This window comes from Mycolicibacterium vulneris, from assembly GCF_002104765.1.
In the GTDB taxonomy this organism is placed as follows: domain Bacteria; phylum Actinomycetota; class Actinomycetes; order Mycobacteriales; family Mycobacteriaceae; genus Mycobacterium; species Mycobacterium vulneris.
This window is the reverse complement of record NZ_NCXM01000018.1, coordinates 71920-91853: the sequence shown is the minus strand read 5'-3', so window position 1 is coordinate 91853 and position 19934 is coordinate 71920. Positions and strand designations below refer to the sequence as shown.

At 68.9% G+C, this 19934-nt stretch carries 20 protein-coding genes; 11 read left to right on the top strand and 9 right to left on the bottom strand.

The genetic code is table 11. From position 1 onward, the window contains the following. Positions 1-960 (top strand): enoyl-CoA hydratase/isomerase family protein, encoded by a 960-nt coding sequence (locus tag B8W69_RS17990; RefSeq protein WP_085291161.1) that lies wholly within the window; start codon positions 1-3, stop codon positions 958-960. Here the strand turns inward: B8W69_RS17990 and B8W69_RS17985 are convergent. Together B8W69_RS17985 and B8W69_RS17980 are read right to left on the bottom strand one after the other, a co-directional pair. Then, complete coding sequence (locus B8W69_RS17985; protein ID WP_085291160.1) at positions 945-1412, bottom strand: CD225/dispanin family protein; 468 nt, start codon at positions 1410-1412, stop codon at positions 945-947. The genes B8W69_RS17990 and B8W69_RS17985 overlap by 16 nt on opposite strands. 83 nt (positions 1413-1495) lie before the next feature. Then, positions 1496-2647 carry an acyl-CoA dehydrogenase family protein gene (locus B8W69_RS17980; protein WP_085291159.1) on the bottom strand — a complete coding sequence of 384 codons (1152 nt, stop codon included), beginning with the start codon at positions 2645-2647 and terminating at the stop codon, positions 1496-1498. 226 nt (positions 2648-2873) lie between these two features. Here B8W69_RS17980 and B8W69_RS17970 point away from each other — a divergent pair, with 226 nt between their 5' ends. From B8W69_RS17970 to B8W69_RS17960, 3 genes are read left to right on the top strand one after another with little or no spacing between them, the layout of a single operon-like run. Beyond that, the gene (locus B8W69_RS17970) at positions 2874-3890 is read left to right on the top strand and encodes a MaoC family dehydratase (RefSeq protein ID WP_085291197.1); all 1017 of its coding nucleotides are present in this window, start codon (positions 2874-2876) and stop codon (positions 3888-3890) included. 52 nt (positions 3891-3942) lie between these two features. After that, positions 3943-5148 (top strand): CoA transferase, encoded by a 1206-nt coding sequence (locus B8W69_RS17965; RefSeq protein ID WP_245843291.1) that lies wholly within the window; start codon positions 3943-3945, stop codon positions 5146-5148. Next, positions 5142-6455 (top strand): amidohydrolase family protein, encoded by a 1314-nt coding sequence (locus tag B8W69_RS17960; protein WP_085291157.1) that lies wholly within the window; start codon positions 5142-5144, stop codon positions 6453-6455. Before B8W69_RS17965 ends, B8W69_RS17960 begins: the two co-directional genes overlap by 7 nt. A gap of 6 nt (positions 6456-6461) precedes the next feature. Here B8W69_RS17960 and B8W69_RS17955 read toward each other — a convergent pair whose 3' ends face one another. Next, positions 6462-7361, bottom strand: a complete 900-nt coding sequence (locus tag B8W69_RS17955) for an alpha/beta hydrolase (RefSeq protein WP_085291156.1) — start codon at positions 7359-7361, stop codon at positions 6462-6464. A gap of 80 nt (positions 7362-7441) precedes the next feature. Here B8W69_RS17955 and B8W69_RS17950 point away from each other — a divergent pair, with 80 nt between their 5' ends. The 5 genes from B8W69_RS17950 to B8W69_RS17930 all read left to right on the top strand — a co-directional run bounded on the left by B8W69_RS17950 (position 7442) and on the right by B8W69_RS17930 (position 12962). Beyond that, positions 7442-8269, top strand: coding sequence for an alpha/beta fold hydrolase (locus tag B8W69_RS17950; RefSeq protein ID WP_181447431.1), 828 nt, complete (start codon positions 7442-7444; stop codon positions 8267-8269). A gap of 286 nt (positions 8270-8555) precedes the next feature. Next, positions 8556-9221, top strand: a complete 666-nt coding sequence (locus B8W69_RS17945) for a class I SAM-dependent methyltransferase (RefSeq protein WP_085291155.1) — start codon at positions 8556-8558, stop codon at positions 9219-9221. Positions 9222-9389: 168 nt separating this feature from the next. Continuing rightward, complete coding sequence (locus B8W69_RS17940) at positions 9390-10595, top strand: alpha/beta hydrolase (RefSeq protein WP_085291154.1); 1206 nt, start codon at positions 9390-9392, stop codon at positions 10593-10595. 44 nt (positions 10596-10639) lie between these two features. Next, on the top strand, positions 10640-12049 hold the full coding sequence (locus B8W69_RS17935; RefSeq protein WP_085291153.1) for a WS/DGAT/MGAT family O-acyltransferase: 1410 nt from the start codon (positions 10640-10642) through the stop codon (positions 12047-12049). Between the two features lie 118 nt (positions 12050-12167). Next, a complete protein-coding gene (locus B8W69_RS17930; RefSeq protein WP_415823237.1) occupies positions 12168-12962 on the top strand; it encodes a crotonase/enoyl-CoA hydratase family protein in 795 nt (264 codons plus the stop codon). A 174-nt stretch (positions 12963-13136) separates the two neighbouring features. Here B8W69_RS17930 and B8W69_RS17925 read toward each other — a convergent pair whose 3' ends face one another. Next, positions 13137-14150 (bottom strand): MIP/aquaporin family protein, encoded by a 1014-nt coding sequence (locus tag B8W69_RS17925; protein ID WP_220084559.1) that lies wholly within the window; start codon positions 14148-14150, stop codon positions 13137-13139. Positions 14151-14384: 234 nt separating this feature from the next. Between B8W69_RS17925 and B8W69_RS17920 the strand changes: the two genes are divergently transcribed. Together B8W69_RS17920 and B8W69_RS17915 are read left to right on the top strand one after the other, a co-directional pair. Then, complete coding sequence (locus B8W69_RS17920; protein WP_085291152.1) at positions 14385-15920, top strand: class I adenylate-forming enzyme family protein; 1536 nt, start codon at positions 14385-14387, stop codon at positions 15918-15920. A 20-nt stretch (positions 15921-15940) separates the two neighbouring features. Further along, positions 15941-16237, top strand: coding sequence for a hypothetical protein (locus B8W69_RS17915; RefSeq protein ID WP_085291151.1), 297 nt, complete (start codon positions 15941-15943; stop codon positions 16235-16237). Here the strand turns inward: B8W69_RS17915 and B8W69_RS17910 are convergent. The 5 genes from B8W69_RS17910 to B8W69_RS17900 all read right to left on the bottom strand — a co-directional run bounded on the left by B8W69_RS17910 (position 16220) and on the right by B8W69_RS17900 (position 19881). After that, positions 16220-16822, bottom strand: a complete 603-nt coding sequence (locus B8W69_RS17910) for a TetR/AcrR family transcriptional regulator (RefSeq protein ID WP_085291193.1) — start codon at positions 16820-16822, stop codon at positions 16220-16222. The two genes, B8W69_RS17915 and B8W69_RS17910, sit on opposite strands and share 18 nt — an antisense overlap. Positions 16823-16912: 90 nt before the next feature. Beyond that, positions 16913-17044 (bottom strand): hypothetical protein, encoded by a 132-nt coding sequence (locus B8W69_RS31820; protein WP_281255241.1) that lies wholly within the window; start codon positions 17042-17044, stop codon positions 16913-16915. 220 nt (positions 17045-17264) lie between these two features. After that, positions 17265-17411, bottom strand: a complete 147-nt coding sequence (locus B8W69_RS29990) for a hypothetical protein (RefSeq protein WP_181447434.1) — start codon at positions 17409-17411, stop codon at positions 17265-17267. 126 nt (positions 17412-17537) lie between these two features. Then, complete coding sequence (locus tag B8W69_RS17905) at positions 17538-19007, bottom strand: aldehyde dehydrogenase (RefSeq protein ID WP_085291150.1); 1470 nt, start codon at positions 19005-19007, stop codon at positions 17538-17540. 106 nt (positions 19008-19113) lie between these two features. Then, positions 19114-19881: a class I SAM-dependent methyltransferase gene (locus B8W69_RS17900; RefSeq protein WP_085291192.1), complete on the bottom strand. Its 768-nt coding sequence runs from the start codon at positions 19879-19881 to the stop codon at positions 19114-19116. Between the last annotated feature and the right edge of the window lie 53 nt (positions 19882-19934).

Sequence of the window (19934 nt, the reverse complement as noted above, 5' to 3'; positions counted from 1 at the left end):
ATGCTCCGAGTGGTCGACCTGTCGAGCGCGCCGCAGGACTGCCCGCCGTCGCCGCCCGGGGTGATCGTCGCCGTCGGCTCGGCCGCCGACATCGCCGATGCCGGAAACTGGCTTGATGCAGCAACTTTCACGCTGACCGAGGAGCCGTGCGCCGACCGGCGAGTGGTCACCGTCGATTCGGTGACGGCGACGGTGGACGAGTTGACGGCGCGGTGCCGGCGCTGGCCGCACGCCAGCGGGATCTGCGACGACGTGTTGCGCGGGGTGGATCCGCGCGGCCCGACGCTGTCCGGGGTGCTGACGGAGTCGTTGGCGTACTCGACCCTGCAGGCCGGCCCGGAGTTCGCGCAGTGGTTGCGCGAGCGCGGCCCGGTCCGCATGCCCGAGATCCCCGACCCGGTGCGGGCGACCCGCGACGGTGACGTCGTGCGTATCGCGTTCAACCGGCCGCAACGGCACAACGCGTTCTCCACCGATGCCCGCGCCGCGCTGTTGGAGGCGCTGACGGTGGCGCAGCTGGATCCCTCGGTCACCGGCGTCGTGTTGAGCGGCAACGGCCCGTCGTTCTGCAGCGGCGGTGACCTGGCCGAATTCGGCACCTTCGCCGACCCGGCGAGTGCGCACCTGGCCCGCACCCGCTACAGCCCCGCCCTGGCGCTCGATGCGCTGGCCGCCCGGCTCGGCCGCGCGTGCCGGGCCGAGGTGCACGGCCGGGTGATGGGCAGTGGACTGGAGATGGCGGCGTTCTGCGGATGGGTCAGCGCCCGCGACGACGCGGTGTTCGGGTTACCCGAGCTGGCGTTGGGGCTGCTGCCGGGGGCCGGTGGCACCGTCAGCGTCACCCGGCGGATAGGTCGTTGGCGCACAGCATATCTCGTGTTGTCCGGCCGCACCGTCGACGTGAAGACCGCGACGGCCTGGAGGCTGGTCGACGAGACCTGGGATCAGAAGCCCGGATAGGTGGTGGTGGTCGTGGAGGGGATGGACGACACGATCGCCGCGAAGATGGCGAACCACAGCACGACGCCGATTACCGCGACGACGGCACCCACGACCGCACTGATGATGGCCCACTTCTTGGCGTTGTTGGACGCCTCGTACGCCTCGGCGTAGCGTCCCTGAGCCCACAAGCTGGAGACCTTGGTGGAGTACACAATCGACACGATCCCCAATGGCAGGCAGCAGAGCACCGTGCACAGGATCGCCCAGACCAGATAGTTCTCGGGCTCCTGCCAGCCCGGCTGGGGCGCAGGCCAGCCCGCGGGTGGGGGCTGGCCCTGCCACCCCGGCGGCTGCTGAGGCTGCCACCCGGCGGGGTGCTGGCCCTGCCATTCCGGTTGGTGGCCTTGCCATTCCGGTTGCTGCCCCGGCGATTCTGGCGAACCTCCGGGCGGCACGGGGGGATAACTCATGGCGGCTGCCTTTCCCTTTGGTTCAGAGACAGGCAAATATACAGCAAAACTTTGTTCTCGGGCCGTGAGATTGGTGAGCCGGTTCAGATCCCGCCCCGCGTCACCAGTTGCCGGGCAATCACATTGCGCTGGATCTCGTTGGTGCCTTCGCCGACGATCATCAGCGGCGCGTCACGGAAGTAGCGTTCGACGTCGTATTCGGTGGAATAGCCGTAGCCGCCGTGGATTCGCACCGCATTCAGCGTGATCTCCATGGCGATTTCGGAGGCAAACAATTTGGCCATCCCGGCTTCCATGTCGCAGCGTTCTCCGCTGTCGTATCGCTCGGCGGCATACCGGGTGAGCTGGCGGGCCGCGGTGAGTTTGGTCGCCATGTCGGCCAGGTAGTTACCGATCGACTGGTGCTGCCAGATGGGCTGGCCGAAGCTCTCACGCTGCTGGGCGTAGGCCAGCGCGTCTTCCAGCGCGGCGGTGGCGACGCCCAGGGCGCGGGAGGCCACCTGGATGCGTCCCGTCTCGAGCCCCTTCATCATCTGTGAAAAGCCTTCGCCCGCAACGCCGCCCAGCAACGCCGTGCGGGGCACTCGGAAGCCGTCGAACGACAGCTCGCAGGACTCGACGCCCTTGTAACCCAACTTCGGCAGGTCCCGCGACACCGTCAAGCCCGGACCATGCTCGACGAGCACGATCGAGATGCCCTTGTGGCGCGGCCTGGCTTCCGGGTCGGTCTTGCACAGCAAGGCGATCAGCCCGGAACGGCGCGCGTTGCTGATCCAGGTCTTGGACCCGTTGATCACCAGGCCGTCGGCGTCGTCGGGGTCGGGCAGTGCGGTGGTGGTCATGTTCTGCAGGTCCGAGCCGCCGCCGGGCTCGGTCAGCGCCATGGTGGCGCGCACCTCGCCGCTGGCCATCCGCGGTAGGTAGGCCCGCTTCTGGTCCTCGGTGCCGAACAGCGCCAGCAGCTTGGCGACCACGGTGTGCCCGCCCATCGCACCGGCCAGGCTCATCCAGCCGCGCGCCAGTTCCTCGGTGACCCGCACGTAGCACGGCATGGACACCGGTGACCCGCCGTACTCCTCCGGAACGGCCAGACCGAAGATGCCGATCCGCTTCATCTGCTCGATCCACGCCTCGGGGTAGGTGTTGGCGTGCTCGACCTCGCGAATGGTCGGCTTGACGTCGCGGTCGATATATGCCCGCACCGTGGCGACCAGCATCTCTTCTTCGTCGTTCACTTGTGATCACCTTCCAGCCCTGATGGTGGCGACCCGCTTCGCCCGGCTTCGCCGCGCTCGCGATCGCCACGAAGCCCTGATGGTGGCGACCCGCTTCGCCCGGTTTCGCCGCGCTCGCGATCGCCACGAAGCCCTGATGGTGGCGACCCGCTTCGCCCGGCTCCGCCGCGCTCGCGATCATCACGAAGTTGACCGTCGATTCCACAGCCTGCCAGCATGGGTCGTTGTGACTAGTGACGGGTACGCGGGGATTCGCGAGGGCGGGCCGTACTTCGACGACCTCGCGGTGGGACAGGTGTTCGACTGGGCTCCCTCGATGACGTTGTCGTCCGGGTTGGCGGGCGCGCACCAGGCGATCGTGGGGGACCGGCTGCGTCTGGCGCTGGACGCAGATCTGTGCGGGGCGGTGACGGGTCTGCCCGCGCCGCTGGCGCATCCGGGGCTGGTGTGCGACGTGGCGATCGGGCAGTCGACGCTGGTGACCCAGCGGGTCAAGGCCAACCTGTTCTATCGCGGCCTGGTGTTCCACCGGTTCCCGGTCATCGGCGATTCGCTCTATACCCGCACCGAAGTGGTTGGGCTGCGGGCGAATTCGCCCAAGCCGGGCCGGGCGCCGACCGGGTTGGCGGCGCTGCGGATGATCACGATCGACCAGGCCGATCAGCTGGTGCTCGACTTCTACCGGTGCGGGATGCTGCCCGCCAGCCCGGATTTCGCGCCGGACAACGCGCCGCACGACGATCTGTCCGCAATCGGCATCGACGTGCCCGGCCCAGCCCACGACCCGACCGCGCAGTGGGACGGCGCGGTGTTCCGCGAGAAGGTGCCCGGTCCGCACTTCGGCGCCGGGCTGGCCGGCTCGGCGTTGCGCAGCACCGCCGACGTGGTCAGCAGCGCTCCCGAACTGGCCCGGCTGACCTTGAATATTGCTGCCACGCATCATGATTCGAGGGTCGGCGGGCGCCGGCTGGTGTACGGCGGGCATACCATCGGGCTGGCGCTCGCGCAGGCGAGCAGGCTGCTGCCGAATCTGGTGACGGTCCTGAACTGGCAATCCTGTGATCACACCGGGCCGGTGCACGAGGGCGACACCCTGTACAGCGAGCTGCACATCGAAACCGCCGAGCCGACCGATCGCGGCGGCGTGTTGGGGCTGCGGTCGCTGGTTTACGCGGTCAGCGACACCGCCGGTGAGCCCGACCGCCCGGTGCTGGACTGGCGGTTTCACGCGCTGCAGTTCTGACCCCGGGTTTGCCGCCCGCCGCGGCGCCGCGGGCCGCGCGCACAATGGGGGCGTGAGTTCGGTTTCGTCAGTGGGGGAGTCCCAGCAGGTCAAGGAGTGGGGGAGCAGCGGGCTGGCCTACTTGACCGGCCTGCCCGACGGTCCCGCCGACTTCTCCCGCGCCAACGTGCTGACCCGCGCGCGCGACGTCGCCGCGGCCACCGGTGACCGGCTGGGCATCGAGATCGACGCGGCGAGCCTGTTGACGGGGCGGGCCGCCATGCTGGGGCTGACCCGCGGCGGGCGGGTGTCGCCGGGCGGTGCCACCCGCCTGCTCGCCGCCCGCGATGGCGACTGCGCGCTGACCCTCTCGCGCGCCGACGACCTCGACGCCGTGCCGGCGCTGCTGCACGCCGACGAGATAGCCGCCGACCCGTGGCCGGAGCTGCAACGCTGGGCGGCTGCCCGCCCGGTGGCCGAGATCGTCGACCGGGCGGGGCTGCTGGACATTCCGGCGGCGGGCCTGGGCGAGGCCGCGCCCAGGCCGGCGCGGATACGCGCGAAAGGATCGCGGGCAGCGCCGCGGGCGCCGCGGGGTCTGGTGGTGGCCGACCTGTCCTCGATGTGGGCGGGCCCGCTGTGCGGGCGGCTGCTCGCCCGGTCCGGCGCGACCGTCGTCAAGGTCGAAAGTCCACGCCGCCCGGACGGCACCCGGGGCGGACATCGGACCTTCTTCGACTGGGTCAACGGCGAAAAGCTCAGCTATCAGCTCGATTTCGACGGCCAAGCCGACGAATTGCGTGAGCTGCTCGCGGTCAGTGACATCGTCATCGAGGGCTCGCGCCCGGCGGCGCTGGCGCGTCGGGGGCTCGGGCCGGATGACGTCGCGCCGCGCGCGGGCCGAATCTGGTTGCAGATCACCGGATATGACGGCCTGCGGCCGGGTTTCGGCGACGACACCGCGGTGGCCGGCGGCCTGGTCGGCACCAGCGCCGAGGGTTCGGTGTTCTGCGCTGACGCCATCGCCGACCCGCTGAGCGGACTGGAAGCCGCGCTGGCGGTGGCCGAATCGCTGGGCCGCGGCGGCGGCGAGTTGATCCGCGTATCCATGGCCGGGGTCGCCGCAACCTACGCGGCGCTGCCGGCCGAGCCGTCGGCATCGCCGGCGCCGGTGTCGGCACCGGCGGCCCCGCCCGCACCGCATCCGGCGTCTGGGCCTGGCGCCGACAACGAGGCGGTGCGCTACCTGGTCGCCCAAAGACGGGTGCTGTCATGCTGATTCAGCGGGCAACCTTGCTGGACGGCACCACGACGGACATCCGGGTGGGCGCGCTGATCGAGGAGATGGCGCCTCCGGGCGAGGGTCTGGTGCCGCGGGCGGGGGAGGGTGTGCTGTATGCGGGCGGCGGCGCCGTGCTGCCCGGGCTGCACGACCACCATGTGCACCTGCGCTCGGCGGCCTCGGCGCTGGATTCGTTCTTCGTCGGCCCGCCCGGGGTCAGCACCCAGTCGCAGCTCACCCAATTGCTGGCGAACGCCACACCGGGGCCCGACGGCTGGATTCGCGCTGTGGGATACCACGATTCGGTTGCGGGGGAACTCGATCGGGGCGCCCTCGACGCCATCGTTCCGCACGTTCCGGTGCGCATCCAGCACCGCAGTGGGGCGCTGTGGATCCTGAATTCCGAGGCGCTGGGCCGGGTCGGCCTGGCCGAACATCCCGACGGGCGGCTGCGCAGCGCCGACCGCGGCTGGTCGCTGGCGCTGCAGCGGCGCGAAACCGACCTGGCCGAACTCAGCCGCCGGATCACCGCGACCGGTGTCACCGGCGTCACCGACGCAACCCCCGATCTCGATGCCGGCGACATGGAGTCGCTGACGACGGCGCACGAGCGCGGCGAGTTCCGGCCGCGGCTGTGTTTCCTGTCGCCGGGCAAGAAGATCCTGCACGATGATCGCCTGGATCTCGACGGCCTCACGGAATGGATTGCGCGCCAACATGACAGCGGGCGACCCGTCGCCGTGCACTGCGTGACAGCGGCCCAGCTGGTGGTGACCATCGCGGCCCTGCGCGCGGCCGGCGGCCATCCGCGAGACCGCATCGAGCACGCCGCCGTGGTGCCCGACGACAACCTGGCCGACCTCGCTGAGCTCGGGATCACGGTGGTGACGCAGCCCAACTTCGTGGCCGAGCGCGGCGACCAGTACCTCGCCGAGGTGCCCGCCGCCGAGCATGATCAGCTGTGGCGCGTCGCCTGCCTGCGTGACGCGTCGGTGCCCGTCGCGCTGTCCACCGACATGCCGTTCGGCCACGGCGACCCGTGGACGGCGATGCGCGCCGCGGTGTACCGCACCACGCCGCAGGGCGCCGTGCTGGGCCCGCACGAATGTGTCTCCGCGCGAGAGGCTTTGACGATGTTTCTGGGCCGGCCGGATCAGCCCGGCCGGCCGCGCAGCGTGGAAATCGGGCAGCCGGGCGACCTGTGTGTGCTGAACGAGCCGCCCACGATCGCACTGGCCGCCCTGGACGCGGGGCTGGTCGCGGCCACCGTCATCGGCGGTGAGCTGGTGTACTTCGCGATGTGAGGCGCGTCAAGCGGACGGGGCCAGCGCCGCGCGCAGGCTGTCGCACTGGCTGTCGAAAAACCGCCGGGACACTTGGGCTTTCGGCAACACCAGGTCGAAGCCGTGGAAGGCGCCCGAAATGGTTTCGACCTGGCACGGCACCCCGGCGGCGCGAAGGCGTTCGGCGTAGGCCAGGTCTTCGTCGTGGAACAGGTCGTGCGTGCCCACACCGATCCAGGCCGGCGGCAATCCGCTGAGGTCGTCGCGGCGCCCGGGGACGGCGACCTGCGGGTCGGCGTTGCCCAGATACGCCGCCCAGCCGAACCTGTTGCTGCGGTTGTCCCACAGCCGGTAATTCGAGCTCGGCGGGGTGGCCGAACTGCGGTCGTCCAGCATGGGATAGGTCAGCAGCTGGAACGCCGGGCTCACCTCGGCGCGGTCGCGGGCGAGCAGGGCCAGGGCTGCCGCCAAGCCGCCGCCGGCGCTGGCGCCGCCGATCGCGATGCGGTAGCGGTCCACCGAGGGCAGCCCGGCCAACCACGTCAGCGCCGAATAGCAGTCCTCCAGCGGTGTGGGATACGGATGTTCGGGCGCCAGGCGGTATTCCACCGACGCGACGGTCATGCCCAGCCGCCTGCTGAACCCGCTGCACAGCTGGTCGTCCTGCTGGGCGGTGCCGATAACGTATCCGCCGCCGTGGATCCACAGCAGCGCGGGCGTGGTCGCGGTGGCCCCGGCGGGACGGAACAACCGAACGCCCGCACCAGAATCGAGCGTGATCGCCTCGACGTCGGCGACGGACTTGCCGAGGCGCCCCCGCCATGCGATCCCCGCCCGCATGAGCGGCAGGGTCCGGGGGCCGACGAGCCGGCGCGGGGCGAAGCGGGCAAATCGCTGCAGGTCAGGATGAACATCGTTGTTCGTCACCGGACAAGTATCACCGACGCGGAAAATCAAGGGACGGCGATGTGTGATCTGCCGTGCGCGGTACGACGTCAGGAGGCAGCATGACCGCCAACAACTCCCGGCTGGATTCGCGGTCGGTCGATACGGCCCTCGGGACGATTCGGGTTCAGGTGAGTGCGGGTACCGGGCCCGCCATCCTGATGTGGCCCAGCCTGTTGATGACGGGCGACCTGTGGGCCGGCCAGGCCGCGCACTTCGGCGACACCCATCGCCTGGTGCTCATCGACCCGCCCGGCCATGGCGGCAGCGCGCCGCTGCGGGCGATGTTCACTTTCACCGACTGCGCGCGGTGCGTTGTCGACCTGCTGGACGGCCTCGATATCGACCGGGCCCACTTCGTCGGCAATTCGTGGGGCGGGATGATCGGCGGCACCTTCGCCGCGCTCTATCCCGATCGGCTCAACCGTGCGGTGCTGATGAATTGCACGGCCTCGAAAGCCGGTGTCGCACAGAAGATCCAGTATGCGGCCCTGGTGTGGTTGGCGACGGCGCTGGGTGGGATCCGGCCGCCGCTGACATGGTCGGCCATCCGTGCTTTCCTGGGGCCGACGACGTTGCGCACCCGCCCGGACGTGGTCGACACCGTGCGGGCCAACGTGCAGTCGGTGACTACCGATTCGGTCCGCTGGGCGGTGCGCAGCGTCGTTTCGGCGCGCCCGGACCAGCGCGCGCTGCTGGCCCGGGTCACGTCCCCGGTGCTGGTCGTCGCCGGCGCGGAAGACGCCACATTTCCGGTGGCCGAAACCCGCGTGATGGCCGACTCGATTCGAGGCTCGTCCTTCACCGTGCTGGACGGGGTAGCGCACCTCGCGGCGCTGGAGGATCCCGCGCGGGTGAACCAGCTGCTGGAGGCGTTCTTGTTCGGCTGAAATGCCCTGCCGATAACCAGAATTCGGGCACATCCTGCCCCCGGCGACGGTGACACACAGGTCGGGCCACCGCCGGCTGGTGAACCATGCCGCGCGCTGCACCGTAGCCGCAGGGAGGACCTAGAAAGCCAAATGGATTAGCCAATCCGCGATCGGGGTATCGGAGCAATGCTGGCGCACGGGCTTGCCGTCAGCTTGTTGGGTTTTGCCGGTACGTCGCCGCAACGTCCCGCACGGGACCGAGCGCCGCCGCGCCGCCCGATCGGCCAGGACGCGAGGACGTGGAATGCTTGGGCAACTTTACGATCGGGCACTCGGCGGGGAGCGATGTTGGATTCGTCATGAGGACGGCGAACTACGGCCACTGCCGGCGCACCGATGGTTGGGTGTGCGATGTCCCGGTGATGGATCTGGCCCCCCTTGCGACCAAGCCTTCGACGAAGTCTTCGACGAAGCCGTCACGCAGATGTGCACCGGGCCGACAATCGAGCTGGGCTGCGGGCCGGGCCGGTTGGTGGCCAGGCTGATTCAGCGCGGCATCCCCGCCCTCGGCATCGACCGGTCCGCCACCGCAATCCAGCTGGCGGGCCGCGGCGGTGCGCCGGCTCTGCTGGGCGACGTGTTCGAGCCGCTGCCGGGTACGGGCCGGTGGCAGACGGTTCTGCTGGTCGACGGCAATGTCGGGCTCGGCGGGGACCCGCGCCGAATTCTGGGGCGCGCCTTCGAACTACTGGCCCGCGGTGGCCGTTGCGTCGCCGAATTCGAGGCCGAGGCCATCGGAATCTGTTCGCGATGGGTGCGGCTGGAGGCGGCCGGCGAGGTCGGGCCCTGGTTTCGCTGGGCATCCGTCGGGGTGGACAGTGCCGCCGCGCTGGCCGCGCAGGTGGGGCTGACGCTGACCAGCGTCAGCCTCGTCGGCGGCCGGGTGATCGCCGACCTGACGGCCAGGTAAGCGTGTCGTCCACAGCAAAATTCACCAACCTCAACGAACCGGCAAAATCAGTTCAAACAGCGTAAATACTGAACTCAGCGAGCGGTCTGGGCAAAGCGTATTCGCCACGCCCGCCCGTTCTGCGGAAACGTCAGTTTGCGAATCGTTGCGAGGGGTACAGTCCGGTTCATGACGGCGAGTGGACCGGGCATTACCGATTGCGTGAAATGGTTGCTGCGGGCCCGCCCCGGTGACTATGCGCTGGCGTTGAGTGTGGCCGGGGCTTCGCTGCCCGTGGTCGGCAAGCACCTTGAGCCCCTGGGCGGTTTGACCGCCATGGGCGTGTGGGGCGCCCGGCACGCCCCGGAGGCGATCTCCGCGGTGACCAAGGACTGGTTCACGCCCGGGATCAACGACGTCCGGCGCCGCGACCGGGAGAGCACCAAGCAGGTCTCCCTCGCCGCGTTGCGCGGCGTCGTGGCGGCCGCGGACCTCGAGATGGACTGGCCGGTCGCCGAGAAGACACCGCCGATCTGGGACGGCCTGCGCCAGCGCCGCTACCTCTACCGCCGCGCCGTCCACTACGGCGACCACCCCGATCAGGTGCTCGACGTCTGGCGGCGCAAAGACCTGCCCGCGCAGCCCGCGCCGGTCCTGATCTTCCTGCCGGGCGGCGCCTGGGTGCACGGCAAGTGCATGGGCCAGGGGTCGGCGCTGATGTCCCGGCTCGCCGAACAGGGCTGGGTGTGCCTGGCAGTCAACTACCGCGTCTCGCCGCACCACCGCTGGCCGCGTCACATCATCGACGTCAAGACCGCCATCGCCTGGGCACGTGCCAACGTCGACAAGTTCGGCGGCGACCGCAATTTCGTTGCGATAGCGGGCTGTTCGGCCGGCGGCCACCTGTGCGCGCTGGCCGGGCTGACGCCCGACGACCCGCAGTTCGAGACGAAGCTGCCCGAGGGCGCGGACACCTCGGTGGACGCGGTCGTCGGGATCTACGGCCGCTACGACTGGGAGGACCGCTCGACGCCGGAGCGCGAACGGTTCGTCGAGTTCCTGGAGCGGGTCGTGGTGAAGAAGTCGATCGCCCGTCGCCCCGAGATCTTCCACGATGCATCCCCGATCGCGCGTGTGCACCGCAACGCGCCGCCCTTCCTGGTCATTCACGGCAGCAAGGACAGCGTCATCCCCATCGAACAGGCGCGCAGCTTCGTCGAGCGGCTGCGGGCGGTGTCGCATTCGATGGTCGGCTACCTCGAATTCCCCGGCGCCGGCCACGGGTACGACCTCATCGACGGCGAGCGAGCCGGCGCCGCCGCGCACGTCGCTTCGCTGTTCCTCAACCAGATCTACCGCACCAAGACACGCGTCGGGGCAAAAGAGGTTATCTGAACCGCCACCGCTGAGTATGGTCCCTCTATGGGTAAGGGGCAGCGGTGAAGAGGCTTAGCGGGTGGGACTCTGTACTGCTGTACAGCGAAGCGCCGAACGTGCACATGCACACCATCAAAGCGGCCGTCATCGAGCTCGACGCCGATCGCCGATCGCTGGACGTCGACGCGTTTCGCGAAGTCATCGCCGGGCGGCTGAACAAGCTCGATCCGTTCTGCTACCAGCTCGTCGAGGTGCCGTTCAGTTTCCATCACCCGATGTGGCGGGAGAACTGCGAACTCGACCTGAACTATCACATCCGCCCCTGGCGGGTGTCGCCGCCCGGCGGCCGCCGCGAACTGGACGAGGCCATCGGGCAAATCGCCAGCACGCCGCTCGATCGCAGCCGGCCGCTGTGGGAGATGTACTTCATCGACGGCCTGGCCAACAACCGGATTGCGGTCGTCGGCAAAATTCACCACGCCCTGGCCGACGGTGTGGCCTCGGCGAACCTGATGGCCCGGGGCATGGACTTGCAGCCGGGCCCGGAGGAGGGACCGTACGTCTGCGACCCGCCCCCCACCGCGCGCCAGCTGATGGCGTCGGCAATCGCCGACCACATGCGTCATGTCGGGGGCCTGCCGCGCACCATCCGCTACACCGCCCAGGGGCTGGGCCGGGTGCGCCGCAGCGCGCGCAAACTCTCCCCGGAGCTGACGCGGCCGTTCGAGCCGCCGCCGACCTTCATGAATCACAAGATCACCGCGGAACGGCGGTTCGCCACCGCCACACTGGCGCTGGCCGACGTCAAGGAGACCGGCAAGCGGCTCGGGGCCACGATCAACGACATGGTGCTGGCCATGGCGTCCGGCGCGCTGCGCACCCTGCTGTTGCGGTACGACGGCAAGGCCGTCCCGCTGCTGGCGTCGGTGCCGATGAGTTTCGACTTCTCGCCCGAACGGATCTCCGGCAATCGCTTCACCGGTGTGCTGGTGGGCCTGCCGACCGATTCCGACGATCCGCTGGAGCGGGTGCGGTGCAGCCACGAGAACGCCATCGCCGCCAAGGAAAGCAACCAGCTGATGGGGCCGGAGCTGGTCAGTCGCTGGGCGGCCTACATGCCACCCGCGCCCACGCAGGCCTTCTTCCGGTGGGCGTCCGGGCGCGACGGACACAACAAGATCCTCAACCTCAACATCTCCAATGTGCCCGGCCCCCGGGAACGCGGCCGGGTGGGCGGCGCGCTGGTCACCGAGATCTATTCGGTGGGCCCGTTGACCGCCGGCAGCGGCCTCAACATCACCGTGTGGAGTTATGTCGATCAGCTCAACATCTCGGTGCTCTCCGACGGGGCCACGCTCGAGGATCCGCACGAGGTTTCCGAGGCCATGGTCGCCGACTTCATCGAAATCCGCAGGGCCGGAGGGCTTTCCGAGAAGCTGACGGTCATCGAGGCCGCGATGGCGCCGGCGTGATCGGCGCGCGTCGGTAAGGAATCGGATTCGGCGGTAAGCGGGGTCTCGGGGGACGTTAACGCCATTTCCGCCGACCGTTACCATCGGTCCGATAGCAGCCACCCCTACCGAAGGAGCTGTGCGGCACGTGAGCACTGGGAACGACGAAGCCAACGAACCCGAAGTTCTGGTCGAACAACGGGATCGAATCCTCATCATCACGATCAACCGGCCGAAGGCCAAGAACGCGGTCAACTCCGCGGTGGCCAACGGCCTGGCCGCCGCCGTTGATCGGCTCGACAACGAGACCGGCCTCTCGGTGGGGATCCTCACCGGGGCGGGCGGCTCGTTCTGCGCGGGCATGGATCTCAAGGCCTTCGCCCGCGGCGAGCTTCCCATCGTCGAGGGCCGCGGCATGGGCTTCACCGAGCGTCCCCCGGTCAAGCCGCTGATCGCGGCGGTCGAGGGCTACGCGCTGGCCGGTGGCACCGAGCTGGCGCTGGCCACCGACCTGATCGTGGCCTCGAAGGACTCGGCGTTCGGCATTCCGGAGGTCAAGCGTGGCCTGGTCGCCGGCGGCGGCGGATTGCTGCGGCTACCGCAGCGCATCCCGTCCGCGATCGCCATGGAACTGGCGCTGACCGGTGAAAACCTGAGCGCCGAGCGGGCGCACGCGCTGGGCATGGTCAACGTGCTGGCCGACCCCGGCGGCGCGCTGGACGCCGCGATCGAGCTGGCCGAAAAGATCGCGGCGAACGGGCCGCTCGCGGTGGCCGCCACCAAGCGGATCATCGTGGAGTCCCGCGGCTGGAGCCCCGAGGAGATGTTCGCCGAGCAGAACAAGCTGCTGACTCCGGTGTTCTCTTCCAACGACGCCAAGGAGGGCGCGATCGCCTTCGCGGAGAAGCGCCCGCCCAAGTGGACGGGCACCTGACCTAAGCCCGATGGCGGCGACCCGCTGCGCGCGGCTACGCCCTGTAGTGGCGACCCGCTGCGCCCGGCTACGCCGCGCTTGCGATCGCCACGGCCGCGCTTGCGATCGCCACGGCCGCGCTTGCGATCGCCACGGCTGCCCTTGCGATCGCCACGGCTGCCCTTGCGATCGCCGCTAAGCGGCTCGATCCTCTTCTGCCGCTGAGCTTTCCGCGCTGTCCTCGGCGGTGACGGGGCCGGCCACCCTCGATGCGGCATCGGTGGTCGGCGGCGGTGCCAGACCCGGCTCCGGGGTCAGCAACATGGTCGCGCGCGCATCCAGCACGTGGCCGATGAAGAAGTCGTAGAGGAAGATGCCGATCACGGCGCCGACCAAGGGGCCGACGATCGGGATCCACCAGTACTGCGTGGTCCCGCCGTAATCGCCGGAGAAGGCCAGCTTTCCCCAGCCCATGAAGTAGGTGAACACGCGCGGTCCCAGATCGCGAGCGGGGTTGAGCGCGTAGCCGGCGTTGGTCCCGTACGAGCACCCGATCACCGCGACGACGAAGCCGATGATCAGCGGCGCCATGTTGCCCGCCGGCGCCTGGTTGCGGTGGTCGATCAGCGCGGCGATCAGGGCCACCAGGATGGCGGTCCCGACCAGCTGGTCCACCAGCGGTCCCAGGTAGCCGCCGTGGAAGTACTGGGCGGGAAACGTCGCGAAGATCGAGTAGGTGTCCTGTGACTCCGGCCTGCTCAGGTGGTTGGCCGCGTTGTAGCTGTCGATGGCCGAGCCGTAGACGGCGTACACCGCCGCCGCGGCGCTGAACGCCCCGAGCAGCTGGGCGACCCAGTACGGAATGACGTTGCGCCAGTCGAACTTTCGCGCCACAGCGAAGGCCAGCGTCACCGCCGGGTTCAGATGCGCACCGCTGATACCACCGGCGACGTAGGCCGCGAGCATCACCGCGAACGCCCAGCCGAACACGATGATCAGCCAGTTCGCCGGGCCGAACGGCACGCTCTGCCGGCCCGACCCGGGCAACCCGACGACGTTGAGCGCGCAGGTGCCGAGTCCGAGCAGCAGCAGGATGAAGGTGCCGAAGAACTCGGCGAGCATGGCGCCGGGCAGCCCGGCGCGCAGTCTGGTCATCGTCGTGGCGGTGACCCGGGTCTGTTCTTCCAGGGTTGTCGATGTCGATTCCACGTGGTTCCCAACTGGGTCGGCGGTCTACGCCGTCGGGCGCCTGCAGTGGCGGCCCGGGCGGGCTTCGGGGTGGGTTAACCCACCGTCAGCTGCGGGTAAACCTCGCCCGCACGCTCGGGCGATGCGAAGGGCTGACGGTGCTGGGCCGCAAGATAGTTGCGTGATCTAAACTACAGTCGGGCATGACACTTTTGGTCAGCTTTGTAACGCGTTGATACCGGAGAAAGATCCAGGATGAGCATTTCGCTGCTGCTCGAGATGGCCGCGTCGGGTGACGCCGAGCGCACCGCGGTGGTGTCTGGAGACCTGCGGCTGACAACGCAACAGCTCAACGATCTCGCCGACGGCGGCGCGGGCGTGATCGTCGCGTCGAACGCCAAGCACGTCGCGTACGTCGGCACGGGCGGCGCGATGCTGCCGGTGCTGATCTTCGCCGCGGCGCGCGCCGGGGTGGCCTTCACGCCGATCAATTACCGGCTCTCCGCCGAGGGAATCCGGGCGCTGATCGAGCGGCTGCCCGACCCGTTGGTGATCGTCGACAGCCGCTACCGCGACGCGGTCGGCGACGTGTCGGACCGGGTGATGGTCTCCGACGACTTTTTGGCGGCCGCGCGCACCGCCGAGCCGGCCACTGAAGGTCTCGCGTTCCCGGACCCGGACTCCGTCGCGATCGTGCTGTTCACCTCGGGCACCACGTCCCAGCCCAAGGCCGTCGAACTCTCGCACAACAACCTGACCAGTTACGTCACCGGGACCGTCGAATTCGGGGCGGCCTCCGACACCGACGCCGCCCTGATCTGCGTGCCGCCGTACCACATCGCGGGGGTCAGCGCCGCGCTGTCGAATCTGTATGCGGGCCGCAAGATGGTGTACCTGCCGAATTTCGATGCGCAGGAATGGGTTCGGCTGATCAACGCCGAGAACGTCACCACCGCGACGGTGGTGCCGACCATGCTGGATCGCATCATCACCGTGCTGGAGAACGGCGATGGGTCGGCCATCGAGCTGCCGTCGCTGCGCAACCTGGCCTACGGCGGCTCGAAGGTGGGGCTGCCGCTGGTCCGCCGCGCGCTCGAGCTGCTGCCCAACGTGGGCTTCGTCAACGCCTACGGCCTGACCGAGACCAGCTCGACGATTGCGGTGTTGACGCCGGACGACCATCGCGCGGCGCAGGCGGCGGAGGGCCCCGACCAGAAACGCTGGGCCCGCCGGCTGGGCTCGGTCGGCCAGGCGGTGGCGGGCATCGAGCTGCAGATCCGCGACGAGGCCGGCAATGTGCTGCCGCCGGGTGAGACCGGCGAGCTGTTCGTACGGGGCGAGCAGGTATCGGGCCGCTACACCGGAATCGGTTCGGTGCTCGACAAGAACGGCTGGTTCCCCACCAAGGACATCGCCATGCTCGACGACGAGGGCTACCTGTTCATCGGCGGGCGCAGCGACGACACTATCATCCGCGGCGGCGAGAACATCGCGCCCGCCGAGCTCGAAGAGGTCCTGGTCGAGCATCCCCACGTGCGTGATGTCGCAGTGGTCGGTGTCGAGGACCCGCAGTGGGGGCAGGCGATCGTCGCGGTCGTGGTGCCGGCGGCGGGCGTGGAGCCCGACCCCGAAGAATTGCGGGAATTCGTCCGCAAGAGTTTGCGGGGTTCGCGCACCCCCGACGAGGTAGTGTTTCGCGACGAGCTGCCCACCACCGCTACCGGCAAGGTCTTGCGGCGGGAGATCATCCAGACCCTCACTCCGATTGCGCGTCGGACGGCCCAGCAGTAAGCGATCAAGGACGGAAATCAATGATCAAGAACGGAACTCGTCTCGCCAGCCAGGTCTGTGACACGCAGGTGATCGTCGTCAGAAGTGCCGACAGCCTGGACGACCTGCGCTGCGGCGGTGCGCCGATGGTGCCGGTCGGCGGCGAGCGGTCGGGCGAATTGGACCCGGCGTTCGCCGACGGCACGGTCATGGGTAAGCGCTACGTCGACGACGCCGGTGCCGAGGTGCTGGTGACCAAGCCGGGCGCGGGGAGCCTGAGCATCGGGCAGACCGCCCTGCAGCTCAAAGAGGTCAAGCCGCTACCTGCCAGCGACTGAGCGGGCGGCACCCTGCTTTCCCGGAATCTTGTTCCGGGCCACGAATTCCTTTGCCTTGATCAGGAATTCGAGCTGCTCGCCCACCTGGTGTAGTGGGCCCGCGTTGCGGGTGGAGCGGGAGAGCACGATGGCGCCCTCCAGCGCGGCGATCGACATGACGGCCAGCGACGCGGCGTCGGCGTCGTCGAAACCGTCGGTGACGAACGCGCGGGTGAGCGCGGTGCACCAGCGGCCCAAGATAGCGCCGGCCTCGGTGGAGAGCTTGGGGCCGTCGTCGTCCGAACAGCCGATCGCCGCCGCCACGACCGGACAGCCTGCGGTGAATCCGCCTTCGGTGAGCAACCGCTCCCAGAATCCGACGAACTCTTGCAACAACACCCGGGCGCCCCGCCCGGCGGCGTCGTCGATCATGGCGGTGATGGCGTCGCCGGAGTAGCGCAGCGCTTCGGTCAGGATCTGGTTGCGTCCGTCGGGAAAGTGGTAGTACACCGAGCCGCGTGGGGCGCCGCTGCGGGCGAGCACCGCGTCGATGGTGACGCCCGCCGCCCCGCGTTCGCGCATCACCTCGGCGGCGCTCGCCAGCATCTTCGTCCGGGTGCCCCCGCGTTTCGTCGGGGTCTGCTCCGGCGCTGCCTCACCGATAGTCGGCACGTGCGTATCTCCCAATGGCCGGGGTCATGCAGCGTGCGAGTGCCGCAACGCCGGCCAGTGCATGTGACGTGGGCTGAAGCGGAATGTGCGGTGCCGCAAGTCTGGCACCTCGCGGGTGAATTGATAGCCGGCGACGTTGAGCTCGATGATCCACATGATGTTCTCCCGGCCTATGTACGCCCCTTGATTATGCTATGAACCATATAAGACATCTGTAAATTAAGCAATTTCTCAGACAAAGTGCGACGTACGCCGCATGAATCGGCGTCCGACCTGGTTGGGATCCGCACTTACGGCCGCGAAAAGAGAGCAAAATTATGCTCTATTGCATAATCTCTACAAACTCCGCTTCACTGGGCGGATGGTCGTGGGCGAACTAATCCAGAAGGTGCTCGTCCCAGCACCACGCGCCATGCCAGGCGCCGTGCACGAAGAGCAGTGGGGCCGGATGTGCCGCGGTACACGTGCCCCTGTCGATCACCTCGGGTCCGCCCGCGATCAGGGGCACCGCACGTTCCGGCATGGGTGACCACCCGCGCCGACTCATCCGAACGGTTGAACTTTGCCGGCCGCACAACGCCGAACGTGCACTCGCGGCGAAAAATCGACGGAAATTTCGCCATGAGTGCACGTTCGACGCGCGCGAGCGTCAGCTCTCGACGGTGTAGCCCATCGGCATCAGCACGCTCTTCTGCTGCGTGAAGTGCTCGACGCCCTCCGGCCCGTTCTCGCGGCCGATGCCGGAATTCTTGTAGCCGCCGAACGGGCAGCACGGGTCGAACGCGTACCAGTTGATGGCGTAAGTGCCGGTGCGGATCTTCTCCGAGATCGCGATGCCCTTGGGGATGTCGGTGGTCCACACGCTGCCGGCCAACCCGTAGGCCGAGTCGTTGGCGATCTTGATCGCGTCCTCCTCGGTGTCGAACGGGATGATGCTCAGCACCGGCCCGAAGATCTCCTCCTGGGCGATCGTCATCTTGTTGTCGACGTCGGCGAAAACCGTTGGCTGGACGAAGAATCCGTTGTCCAGCCCCTCGGGACGGCCACCGCCGCACACCAGCCGGGCGCCTTCCTCGATGCCCTTGGCGATGTAGCCCTCGACGCGGGCGCGCTGCTTCTCCGAGATAAGCGATCCGATCTGGGCGGCCGGGTCCGACGGCGGTCCGACCGGCAGGGCCTGGACGAATTCGCTTACGGCGTTGACGATTTCGTCGTAGCGCGAGCGGGGAGCCAGGATGCGGGTCTGGCCTACGCAGGCCTGCCCGGTGTTCATGATCCCGGAGAACACCAGCATCGGGATCGTCGAGGCCAGGTCGACGTCCTCGAGGACGATGGCCGCCGACTTACCGCCGAGCTCCAGCGTGCACGGCTTGAGCATTTCCGCGGCGCGACGGCCGATCTCCTTGCCGACGCCGGAGCTGCCGGTGAACGTGAACAGGTCGACGTCCGGGTTAGAGGTCAGCGCCTGGCCGGTCTCGATGCCGCCGGGCACCACCGACAGCACGCCCTCGGGCAGCCCGGCCTCGGCGAAGATGTCCGCCAAAGCGTTTGTGGTCAAAGGGGTTTCGGCGGCCGGCTTGAGCACCACGGTGCAGCCGGCCAGCAGCGCCGGGCCCAGCTTGTTGACCGCCAGGAACAACGGCACGTTCCAGGCGACGATCGCGCCGACCACGCCAATCGGCTCGCGGTGCACGATGGTCTGGCCGTAGGAGCCGTTGCGAATCTCGCGCCACTTGACCTGGTCGACGGCCGGGCCGGCGAAGAAGTTCATCGCGCCCATCGAGCCCATCCAGTGCATCGTCTCGATGGTGGTCGGCGGCTGGCCGGTCTCCCCGGCGAGCAGCGCGCTCAACAATTCCTTGCGCTCCTCCATCAGCTTGACCGCGTTGGCGATGACGGCCGCGCGCTCCTTCGGCGGCGTCGTCGGCCATGGGCCGTTGTCGAAGGCCGCGCGCGCCGCGGCGACCGCGGCGTCGACGTCCGCCGCGGCGGCCAGCGGTGCCTTGCCGAAGTACTCGCCGGTGGCCGGACAGCGCACCTCGATCACCTCAGAGGTTGACGGCTCCGTCCACTTGCCGCCGATGAAAAGCTTGTCGTATTCGGTCTTGATGTCGGTCATGTTCCGCCGCTCCTCCTACCCTTTCGGATCGCACTGCCCTGTGTATCGTCGCCGCGGGCATGGGCGCCACCCTACCCAAGCCGCCGCAAAACGAGAACACGTTTCACTATTGGGGTTGTAGGACCAGCACCAGATTGCTCACCAGGAACTCGCGCAGCATCGGCACGCCGGTCAGCCACCAGGCCCATCGCGGGTGGTAGCGGGGAAATGCGGCCACCAGCGCCCCGGTGTTCTCGGCCCAGTTCAGGCCCGCGGCCGCCGACACCGCGAACAACGACGACCCGTAGTGGTTTTTGGCCGGATGACCGTGCTTGCGGGCGTAGCGGGCGGCGGCGCGGGCACCGCCGAGATAGTGGGTCAGACCCATCTCGTGGCCGCCGAACGGCCCCAGCCAGACGGTGTAGGACAGCACGGCCAGCCCGCCCGGCTTGGTCACCCGCAGCATCTCGGCGCCGAGCTGCCAGGGTCGCGGCACGTGCTCGGCGACGTTGGACGACAGGCAGACGTCCACGGAGTCGTCGGCGAACGGCAGCGTCATTCCCGACGCGCGCACGAAGGTGCCGGCTCCGCCGACAACCGCCGGCCCGGCGGCGTGCATCTCGCTGGGGTCGGGTTCGACCCCGACGTACCGGACGCCGGCATCGGTGAAGGCCGCCGCGAAGTAACCCGGCCCGCCGCCGACGTCGAGAAGCGTGCGGCCGGACAGGGGCTCGCTGCGGGCGGCCCGCCACAGATCGCTCACCATGGCCGCGGTGTCGGCCGCCAGGGCGCCGTAGAAGCGGGCCGGATCCGGCTGCTCGTAGCGAAATTCCGACAGCAGCCGCACAGAGCGGGCCAGCGTCGCCCGGCGCGCGAAGATGTCGGTGGCCGCCACCGGCCACACCCTACGGATGTGTAGCGCTGCCCGGTGCACATCGTCGCCGGTTA

Coding starts and splice junctions, on each gene's coding strand:
- B8W69_RS17950 (WP_181447431.1), top strand. CDS start 7,442: ATGACCGCCAACAACTCCCGGCTGGATTCGCGGTCGGTCGATACGGCC.
- B8W69_RS17920 (WP_085291152.1), top strand. CDS start 14,385: ATGAGCATTTCGCTGCTGCTCGAGATGGCCGCGTCGGGTGACGCCGAG.
- B8W69_RS17985 (WP_085291160.1), bottom strand. CDS start 1,412: ATGAGTTATCCCCCCGTGCCGCCCGGAGGTTCGCCAGAATCGCCGGGG.
- B8W69_RS17960 (WP_085291157.1), top strand. CDS start 5,142: ATGCTGATTCAGCGGGCAACCTTGCTGGACGGCACCACGACGGACATC.
- B8W69_RS17905 (WP_085291150.1), bottom strand. CDS start 19,007: ATGACCGACATCAAGACCGAATACGACAAGCTTTTCATCGGCGGCAAG.
- B8W69_RS17945 (WP_085291155.1), top strand. CDS start 8,556: ATGCTTGGGCAACTTTACGATCGGGCACTCGGCGGGGAGCGATGTTGG.
- B8W69_RS29990 (WP_181447434.1), bottom strand. CDS start 17,411: ATGCCGGAACGTGCGGTGCCCCTGATCGCGGGCGGACCCGAGGTGATC.
- B8W69_RS17910 (WP_085291193.1), bottom strand. CDS start 16,822: ATGCTGGCGAGCGCCGCCGAGGTGATGCGCGAACGCGGGGCGGCGGGC.
- B8W69_RS17915 (WP_085291151.1), top strand. CDS start 15,941: ATGATCAAGAACGGAACTCGTCTCGCCAGCCAGGTCTGTGACACGCAG.
- B8W69_RS17990 (WP_085291161.1), top strand. CDS start 1: ATGCTCCGAGTGGTCGACCTGTCGAGCGCGCCGCAGGACTGCCCGCCG.
- B8W69_RS31820 (WP_281255241.1), bottom strand. CDS start 17,044: ATGTGGATCATCGAGCTCAACGTCGCCGGCTATCAATTCACCCGCGAG.
- B8W69_RS17940 (WP_085291154.1), top strand. CDS start 9,390: ATGACGGCGAGTGGACCGGGCATTACCGATTGCGTGAAATGGTTGCTG.